We start from the raw sequence: 9389 nt of genomic DNA on the forward strand, positions 1-9389 counted from the left end.
GCTCGTGTGCAGCACCGAGTCGCCCGGGCGGACCAGCGAGAGCAGCGCGGTGGCCACCGCCGCCATGCCGGAACCGAACGCCGCACAGGCTTCCGCGCCGTCCAGCGCCGCCATGCGCGCCTGCAGCATCTGCAGGTTCGGGTGGTCGAGCCGGGCGTAGATGTAGCCCTCGGCGTCGCCCGCGTCGGGGGCGCGGCCGGCGGCGTAGCCCTCATGCGCCGAGCGGGCGTGCGCGGCGTCGCGATAGACGAAGGTGGAGCTCATGTAGACGGGCGGTTTCGCCGCCCCGTTATGCCTCGCCGGATCGTAGCCGTGGCCGACCGCGATGGTCTCGACGCGCCGCCCCGCCACGTCAGGCGTCGACCAGCTTCAGGGCCGGCGCCGCCGCGCCGATGCGGCGGGAAACGCTGTTCACGTACCAGTCGGTAAAGCCGATGGCGAGACTCTCCGACGCCTCGCTGTAGGGGCCGGGCACGTAGCCGAGCGAGTTGACGCCGCGCTGGTTCAGCTCGACCAGCGCGCGGTCCTGCAGGTTGGTCTCGTTCCAGACATGCATCAGCCCGTCCCGCGTGTAGTCGACGCCTTCCTCGGCATCCTTGTGGACATACCACTTGGCGACGACCAGGGTTTCCTGCGGCGCGAGCGGCAGGGCGGAGAAGATGATGAGGAAATCGCCCACCGCATGGGCGAAGCAGTGCGGCTCCAGCGCCCAGCGCAGCGAGCCGACATCGCCGCCGTTGACGTGGCAGAGCGGCTTGGCGACGCAGGGCGTGCCGTCCATCGTCATCGACACGTTGCCGTCGCGCAGCGGGAAGCGCGAGGCCTGCCACCATTCGCCCTGCACCGCGGCGGAGGGCAGGCCGAGCGCCTCCATCCGCGCGATGAAGCCGGGCAGGTCGACCATGCCGGCGGTGCTGAAATTGCCGCGCACGTCGGTCGGGAAGGAGCGGGCGAGCTCGGGATGGCCGGCGCCGCAGTGATAGCACTCGCGCGCGTTCTCCATCACCAGCTTCCAGTTGCCGCGCTCGAACAGCGTGCATTCGGCGGCGAGCTTGGCGTTGCCGAGATCGTGGCCGGCGAGCATCGGCGCGAGATGGTCGTGGAAGGCGTCGAATTCGGGCGGCTCGGCGGCGAGGCAGACATAGACGGTGCCGGCGACGGTGCGGACATGGATCGGGTTCAGACCGTGGGCGGACTTGTCGAACTCGCGCGGCATGCGGCCGGCGCCGCGCAGGGCGCCGGTGTCGTCATACATCCACTGGTGATAGGGGCAGAGCAGGCGCTGCGCGTGGCCGCAGCCATCGGCCAGGATCTGCGCGCCGCGATGGCGGCAGGTGTTGAAGAAGCCGCGCAGCACCCCGTCCTGCCCGCGGAGCAGGAGGATCGGCGAGCGGCCGATGGTCATCGCGAGATAGCTGCCGGGGTCGGGGATCTCGGTTTCCAGCCCGATGAGCAGCCAGCTGCGGCCGTAGATCTCGCGCAGGTCGAACTCGAAGATCTCGGGATCGGTGTAGAAGGCCTGCGGCAGCGTGTGCCGGGGCGGACGCTGGGCGAGAAGCGCGGAGAGGCGGTTGCGCAGGGGCGTATCCGGCATCGGTGACCTCCAGTGGACACCGGACGTTAGTCAGCACGCCGGGGCGGCGGCAAATCGCATTTGTGCATAAGCCTATGAGCCGGCGCGCTGGCCCCGGCGGCCCGGGTGGTCCGGAAGGGTGCGGCCGGTGGCGGCGTCCGGTGGCGGCGAACGCCGCGTCATGTCCGGCGTTCGTCCGCCGTGTTGATGGACCGCGTTCAGGGGCGTTCGGGGATGGACGAGGTGGCACCGGCGCGGGTGGAACCGGCCGGTGCCTTCGTCAGCTTGGTGCTAGACTATTGTTCTTATCGTTTTCCAGTGTCCGGGACACTGGCTCATTCGGCGGGGCTGACCGCGGGGCCGTGCACGGTCGGGGCCGTTTCGCGGACCCTGATCGTCAGCATCACGAGGCCGGCGGCGAACAGCGAGATGGCGAAGAGGATCGCCGTGGCGTAGAAATTGTGCGTCTTGTCCTGGAGATAGCCGCCCAGGAACGGCCCGAGATAGCCGCCGAGATTGCCGAGCGCGTTGATCAGCCCCATGGCGCCGCCGACCAGGGCGACGGGCAGCGTGCGCGAGGCGGCCGCCCAGAACGGGCCGTCATAGGACATCGCGCCGCCCATCGCGAGGCAGAGGAAGAAGATGGACAGCAGGATCATGCCCTCGCCGACCGTCACCGACAGGATGAGGCTGACGGCCGCCAGCGTCATGGGCAGGAAGACGTGGCGGGAGTAGCGGCGGTTGGTGTCCGCCCACCAGCCGTTGAACCAGAGCATCAGCCCCGCGACCACGTAGGGCAGTGTCGCGATCAGGCCGACCGCGCCGAAGCCCGCATGCGTGAGGGACTTGAGCAGGGTGGGCATCCACATGTTCAGCCCGTAGAAGCCGACCTGCACGAGGAAATAGACCACCACGAGGCGCCACACCGTCGCGGACTTGAAGATGTCGCTGAACGGTCCCGGCTCGGGTTCGTTGGCGCGGTCCTGGGCGAGCGAGCGGTTGATGTAGTCGCGCTCGGCGGGCAGGCACCAATGGGCGTCTTCGGGCCGGTCCTTGATGAAGATCAGCCAGAGCGGCAGCGCGATGATGAAGGGCAGCGCGCCTTCGACGAAGAAGAGCGTGCGCCAGTCCGAGCCGGCGACGATGAAGCCCGACAGCGGCTGGGTGATGATCGACGAGATCGCCAGGTTGGCGATCCAGAAGCCGTAGGCGCGGGCGCGCTCCTGCACGGGGAACCAGTGCGACAGCAGCACCAGCGTGGCCGGCCAGATCCCGCCCTCGGCGACGCCGAGAAGGAACCTGAAGATCACGAGCTGGGTGAAATTCTGCGCGAGCCCGCAGGCCAGCGCCATCAGCCCCCAGAAGCAGATCATGATGGCGACGAATTTCTTGGCGGACCAGTGTTCGGCCAGCCAGCCGCCGGGAATCTGCAGCAGCACGTAGCCGACGAAGAAGATGCCGCCCGCGGTGCCTTCGTCCGCCTTGGTGATGTGGAAATCGTGGCCGATTCCCGAAAAGGCATAGGCGATGTTGGTGCGGTCCATGAACGAGATGATGTAGACGATCATCGCGATGGGAATGAGGCGGAACCAGCGGGTCATGCCCACCTCCGCCGCTCCTGTGCTTGAACTCATCGGTTTCCTCCGTATTGACGTGGCGTCGGGATCAAATTTTGCTCTTGCGGCCGGGCGGCCGTTGGTTGCGCTATCATCGGCATAGCAAAAGAGGCCCACCTCTCCCAAGTTGAGATTTATCGTTAAACTACCACCGATCGGACGGCAATCCGGCAGGACGCGGGATGTGGGTGTTCCGGCCGGAGACGTGCTTCGAGCGGCCGGTCAGCGGGCAGGTCATCCCTGATATGCCCCGGGATTTCATAACGATCCATTAAGAATTGCCGTGCTTAAGGCGCGTGAGGGAGTGGCGGACGCCGCAAGGGGGTCCGCCGGTCCGCGAGTATGGCGCCGGATCGTCAAGCCGATCCCCTGTCGGGAATTCACATGCGTAAGCCCAAGCGATCAGAGCCTGACGAAACAGCCGATCCCGAACTGGAGGAGCTGATCGAGAGGGATCGTGCCGAACTGCTCTATTCGTTGGGCGGCGGCAGCGTGTTCGTCACGGTCGCGGTGTCGTTCCTGCTCATCCTCCTCGTGCAGGCGCCGGGCGAGTGGTCCGCCCTGCTGGCCTGGTTCGCCGCCATCGTCCTCGTTTCCGCGATCCGCTCCGTCGACATCTTCATCCTGTTTCCCCGGGTCAGCCGGAAGCCTTTCGACGGCCGGAAGATGATCCGCCGCTTCGGGCTCGGCACGTCGACCCTGGCCCTGCTGCTCGGCAGTTTCCCGATCTTCTTCTTTCCGCATCTCGCCGTCGTCGAGCGGGCGTATGCGTTCATGGTGTGTTTCGGCATGGCGGGGGGGAGCGTCACCGTCCTGAGCGCCAGCTTTCCGCTGATCGTGACCTATTGCACCGCCGTCCTGCTGCCGGGGGTTGCGGAGACCCTGATCGCGTATCAGCCGGGCGGGCAGAAATTCGCGGTGATCGGCATCGTCGGCTACATCTCGTCGTTCTTCTTCGCCCGGACCACGTCGCGGACGGTGCTGCGCGGCTTGCGCCTGATGCGCACGAACCAGGTGCTGACGCTGCGCTCCGAGCAGGAGAGGGTTCATCTCGAAGCGATGAAGAGCGACCTCGCGGACGCCAACGAGAGCCTGGAGCGCCGGGTGTGCGAGCGGACCGCCCAGCTCGCGCACGAGGTGGCCGAGCGCGAGCGCTACGCGGCGGCCCTGAGCCGGCTCGCCTCGACCGATCCGCTGACCGGGCTCTACAACCGCCCGACCTTCACCGCCCGCCTCGCCGGGCGCGCGGAGGGTTCGGTGGGGGCGCCCGGCCGGGTCGCGCTGCTGTTCATCGATCTCGACAGCTTCAAGCAGATCAACGACCTGCGCGGCCACGAAATGGGGGACCAGGTTCTGCGGCAAACCGCCGAGCGCGTCGCCCGGGTGATCGGCGCGACGGGGGACGTCGCGCGGTGGGGCGGCGACGAGTTCCTCGTCGCCCTGCCGGACTGCGGCGGCGAGGAGGCGCTCCGCCATGCCGAGCGGTTGATCGAGGCGATCAAGGTGCCGATCACGGTGGGCGCGGATGTCTGCCGGGTCGAGGCCTCGGTGGGGGTGGCGCTCTATCCCGACAATGGCGATACCGCCGACAGCGTGATCCGCGCCGCCGATGTCGCGATGTATGCGGCGAAGCGCGAGGGCAAGAGCCGGGCCAAGCGCTTCGACCCGGTTCTCGCCGATGACATGGCGGATCGCTACGACCTCGAACAGGGCCTGCGGGACGCCATCAAGGGGGATCAGTTCCGCCTGGTGTTCCAGCCGATCATCGACGCGCGGACGGGCGCCTGCACGGCGTTCGAGGCGCTGCTGCGCTGGAATCACCCGGTGCGCGGCGCGGTCAGCCCGGCGACGTTCATCCCGGTCGCCGAGCAGAGCGGGCAGATCGAGCGGATCGGCCGCTGGGTGCTGGAAGAGGCGTGCCGCGCGGCGACCGGCTGGCCGGACCCCTCGATCGCCGTCACCGTCAACATCTCGGTCTCGCATGTGCTGGTCGGCAGCCTGCTCGATGACGTCGAGCACGCGCTGGCGGTTTCCGGGCTGCCGCCATCGCGCCTGAAGATCGAAATCACCGAGACGATGTTCCTGCACGACGCCGACCGCTCGGCGCCGCTGTTCGACAGGCTGCGGCAGATGGGCGTGGGAATCCTGCTCGACGATTTCGGCACCGGCTTCTCGTCGCTGTCCTTCCTCGGCAACCTGCCGATCGACGTGATCAAGATCGACCAGTCCTTCGTGCGCGACGCCGGGCGCAACGGCTATGCGACGATCGAGGCGATCCTCTCGATCGCCCGCGCGCTCGGGCTGCAGGTGACGGCCGAAGGCGTCGAGACGCCGGAACAGAACCGCAACCTGGTGGAGCGGGGCGTCGGCAGCGTTCAGGGGTATCTGTTCAGCCGTCCGATTCCCGCCGCGGACGTGACGGACTGGCTGCAGATGACGGGGCGGGTGCCCGATCGTCCGTTCGATCCGGCCGCCGCGCCCGCACTGGCGGCGAGCGCCTGAACGCGGGCTGGCCGGTCACGCCGAGCGCGACACCCCGGCCTTGACCCGGCGCAGCGGGATCGAGCTCTCGATCGAGGCGACGCCGCGCACCCGCGTCAGTTGCCCGACCAGGAACTGCTCGAACGCGGCGAGGCTCGTCGTCACCACCCGGAGCAGGTAGTCGCGGTTGCCGGTCATCAGCCAGCAATCGACCACCTCGGGGAACGAGGCGATGGCCGCCTCGAAACGCACCAGCGCGTCGTCCACCTGCTTGTCGAGCTTGACCGAGACGAACACCGACACGTCGAAGCCGAGGGCCGCCTCGTCGATCATCACGGTATAGCCGCGGATGATGCCCTCGCGCTCCAGCCGGCGCACGCGGCGGGCCACCGGCGTCGCGCTCAGCCCGACCCGCTCGGCGAGGTCGAGCATGGAGATCCGCGCATCGCTCCGCAGGGCGGACAGGATCTCCCTATCGAAATCGTCGATTGTGCCGGATTTCACCATGATGGCGCGGTTCCTTGCAGACTATCGCCACGATATTGCCCTGGGCCGCGCGAATCGCAAGGATTCGCTCCGCCCGCCCGCCTAGACTCGGCGCACCGCCCTCACGCCGGGAGACCGCGAATGACGCCGCATCTGAAAACCGCCGAACAGCGCCTGCTCTGGCTGTCGCACTGGATGATCCACAACGCCAACCACCTCCGGCCGAAGGTGGACGGGATCAAGACCGGCGGGCATCAGGCCTCCTCCGCCTCGATGGTGGGCATCATGGCGGCGCTCTATTTCACCGCGCTGCGCCCGGAGGACCGCGTCGCGGTGAAGCCGCACGCCGCCCCGGTGTTTCACGCGATGCAATACCTGATGGGCAACACCACGCGCGAGCGGCTGGAGACTTTCCGCGGCTTCGGCGGCACCCAGAGCTATCCGAGCCGCACCAAGGACGATGACGACGTGGATTTCTCCACCGGCTCGGTCGGGCTCGGCGTCGCCATCACCTCCTTCGCCGCGCTGGTGCAGGACTATATCGCGGCGAAGCCCTGGGGGCGGGATCTGCGGCGCGGCCGCATGGTCGCGCTGATGGGCGATGCCGAGATCGACGAGGGCAACATCCACGAATGCCTCCAGGAAGGCTGGAAGAACGGGCTGCGCGATGTCTGGTGGGTGATCGACTACAACCGCCAGTCGCTCGACGGCGTCGCCCGCGAGGGGCTGTGGCAGCGCATCGAGAAGATCTTCGAGGCGTTCGGCTGGGACGTGGTGCGGATCAAGTACGGCGCGTTGCAGCGCGCGGCCTTCGCCGAGCCGGGCGGCGAGGCGCTGCGACGCTGGATCGATTCCTGCCCCAACCAGCGCTACGCAGCACTCACCTTCCAGGGCGGCGCCGCCTGGCGCAAGCGGCTGCTCGACGAGCTGGGCGACCAGGGCGCGGTCTCGGCGCTGATCGCCCGGCGCAGCGATGCCGAGCTGGCCGCGCTGATGGAGAATCTCGGCGGCAACTGCGTGCAGACCATGGCCGACACCTTCGCCGCGATCGACCACGACCGCCCGACCTGCTTCCTCGCCTACACGATCAAGGGCTGGGGCACGCCGATCGCCGGGCACAAGGACAATCACGGCGGGGTGATGACGGTCGAGCAGATGCAGGCCTGGCAGCGCCACATGGGCGTGGGGCAGGGCGAGGAGTGGGAGCGCTTCGCCGCGGTGGCGGACGTGGACGGCTTCCGCGCCTGGCTCGACGCGGTGCCCTTCTTCGCCGCCGGCCGCCGCCGGCACGACGATGCGCATCTGCCGGTCCCCGCCCTCGCTTCACCCGGCGAGCGGGAGATCTCCACCCAGGCCGCCTTCGGCCGCATCCTCGACGATCTCGCCCGCGGCGACAGCGCGCTCGCCGCGCGCATCCTCACCACCTCGCCCGACGTCACCGGCACCACCTCGCTCGGCCCCTGGGTCAACCGCCGCCGCCTGTTCGCCCGCGAGGCGATGGCGGACCTTTTCCGCGCCGAGAAGATCCCCTCGACCGCGCGCTGGGATTTCGCGCCCGAGGGCCAGCATCTCGAACTCGGCATCGCCGAGACCAACCTGATGCTGCTGCTCGCCGCCGCCGGCCTCGCCCGTTCGCTGTTCGGCCGCCGCCTGATCCCCATCGGCACCGTCTACGATCCGTTCATCGCCCGCGGGCTCGATGCGCTGAACTACGCCTGTTACCAGGATGCCCGCTTCCTGCTGGTCGGCACGCCATCGGGCGTCACCCTCGCGCCGGAGGGTGGGGCGCACCAGTCGATCGGCACGCCGGCGATCGGCATGACCCAGCCCGGCCTCGCCGCCTTCGAGCCGGCCTTCGCCGACGAGCTGGCGGCGATCATGGAATGGGCGTTCGACCATCTCCAGCGCGACGCCGCCGATCCGTATACCGATCCGCGCACCGGCCTCGCCGATGCGGCGGGCGGCTCGGTCTATCTGCGCCTGTCCACCAACCCGGTCGAGCAGCCGGGCCGGCGCGGCACCGCCTGGCGGCAGGGGGCGACCGAGGGCGCCTACTGGCTGCGCGAGCCGGGGCCGAACGCCGAACTCGTCATCGCCTATCAGGGGGTGGTGGCGCCGGAGGCGATCCGCGCCGCCGGGGCGCTGGCGGAAAGCCGGCGCGATATCGGCGTGCTCGCCGTCACCTCGGCCGACCGGCTGCATGCCGGCTGGAGCGCATCCCAGCGCGCGCGCTGCCGCGGCGAGGCGGTGACCTCGCTGGCCGAGCGCCTGCTCGCCCCGCTCCCGCGCGACTGCCGCATCGTCACGGTGATCGACGGCCATCCCGCCACCCTGTCCTGGCTCGGCGGCGTCGCCGGCCATGCGGTGCTGCCGCTCGGCGTCGAGCGCTTCGGCCAGACCGGCACCATCGCCGATCTCTACCGCGCCAACGGCATCGACGCCGCCGCGATCATCGAGCGCGTCGGCACCTTCACCAGCGGCCGCCCGGTGCTGGCCTTTCCGGCCCGCCCGCGCGCCCGGTCCGGGGCGGCCGCGCTGGCGGGGTGATGCCGGCGGGCTTGGCATCGGCCCGCATATCGTCCTACCTGCGGATCAGGAGGAGCGGCGATGACGGACTGGGACTGGCGGCGCCCGCAAGGGCGGCATGATGCCCCGCCCCGCGCGTTGACGGCATGAGCGCCCCGCTCGGCACGGACCTCGCGCGGCCGCGCCTGCCGCGCGCGATCTGGGCGCTCGGCTGCGTGAGCCTGCTGATGGATATCTCCTCGGAGATGATCCACGCGCTGCTGCCGGTCTTTCTCGTCGTCACGCTCGGCGCCGGCACCGAGATGGTCGGGCTGATCGAAGGGGTGGGCGAGGGCACGGCCTCGATCGTCAAGGTGTTCTCGGGCTGGCTCAGCGACCGGCTCGGCCGGCGCAAGGCGCTGGCCGTCGCCGGCTATGCGATGGGGGCGCTGTCGAAACCCGTCTTCGCGCTCGCCCCGGCGGCGGGCTGGGTGCTCGGCGCGCGCGTGTTCGACCGGATCGGCAAGGGCGTGCGCGGCGCGCCGCGCGATGCGCTGGTGGGCGATCTCGCGCCGCCCGGGATGAGCGGGGCGGCGTTCGGCCTGCGCCAGTCGCTCGACACGGTGGGCGCCTTCGCCGGCCCGCTGCTCGCGATCGTGCTGATGGCGGCGAGCGGCGACGATATCCGCCTCGTCTTCTGGCTGGCGCTGCCCTTCGGCCTTGCCGCC

7 protein-coding genes are annotated in these 9389 nt (G+C 69.5%); 3 read left to right on the plus strand and 4 right to left on the minus strand.

Going from position 1 to position 9389, the window contains the following annotated elements; translation table 11 throughout:
* The 3 genes from APM_RS12140 to APM_RS12150 all read right to left on the minus strand — a co-directional run.
* Nucleotides 1-351, minus strand: a 351-nt coding sequence (locus tag APM_RS12140) for a PLP-dependent transferase (protein WP_007423674.1), incomplete at its 3' end; no start/stop codon positions are given.
* Between the two features lies 1 nt (nt 352).
* Nucleotides 353-1594, minus strand: coding sequence for an SRPBCC family protein (locus APM_RS12145; RefSeq protein WP_007423675.1), 1242 nt, complete (start codon nt 1592-1594; stop codon nt 353-355).
* Between the two features lie 314 nt (nt 1595-1908).
* Nucleotides 1909-3207, minus strand: coding sequence for an MFS transporter (locus tag APM_RS12150; protein ID WP_007423676.1), 1299 nt, complete (start codon nt 3205-3207; stop codon nt 1909-1911).
* Nucleotides 3208-3573: 366 nt separating this feature from the next.
* On the opposite strand from APM_RS12150, the gene APM_RS12155 reads away from it, so the two are divergent.
* Complete coding sequence (locus APM_RS12155; protein WP_241763151.1) at nt 3574-5691, plus strand: bifunctional diguanylate cyclase/phosphodiesterase; 2118 nt, start codon at nt 3574-3576, stop codon at nt 5689-5691.
* 15 nt (nt 5692-5706) lie between these two features.
* Here the strand turns inward: APM_RS12155 and APM_RS12160 are convergent, their stop codons facing one another.
* A complete protein-coding gene (locus APM_RS12160) occupies nt 5707-6177 on the minus strand; it encodes an Lrp/AsnC family transcriptional regulator (RefSeq protein WP_007423678.1) in 471 nt (156 codons plus the stop codon).
* A gap of 120 nt (nt 6178-6297) precedes the next feature.
* Between APM_RS12160 and APM_RS12165 the strand changes: the two genes are divergently transcribed.
* The gene (locus APM_RS12165) at nt 6298-8703 is read left to right on the plus strand and encodes a transketolase (RefSeq protein ID WP_007423679.1); all 2406 of its coding nucleotides are present in this window, start codon (nt 6298-6300) and stop codon (nt 8701-8703) included.
* 125 nt (nt 8704-8828) lie between these two features.
* On the plus strand, nt 8829-9389 hold a 561-nt coding region (locus APM_RS12170; protein WP_007423680.1), incomplete at its 3' end, for an MFS transporter.

Source organism: Acidiphilium sp. PM (assembly GCF_000219295.1).
Taxonomy (GTDB): domain Bacteria; phylum Pseudomonadota; class Alphaproteobacteria; order Acetobacterales; family Acetobacteraceae; genus Acidiphilium; species Acidiphilium multivorum.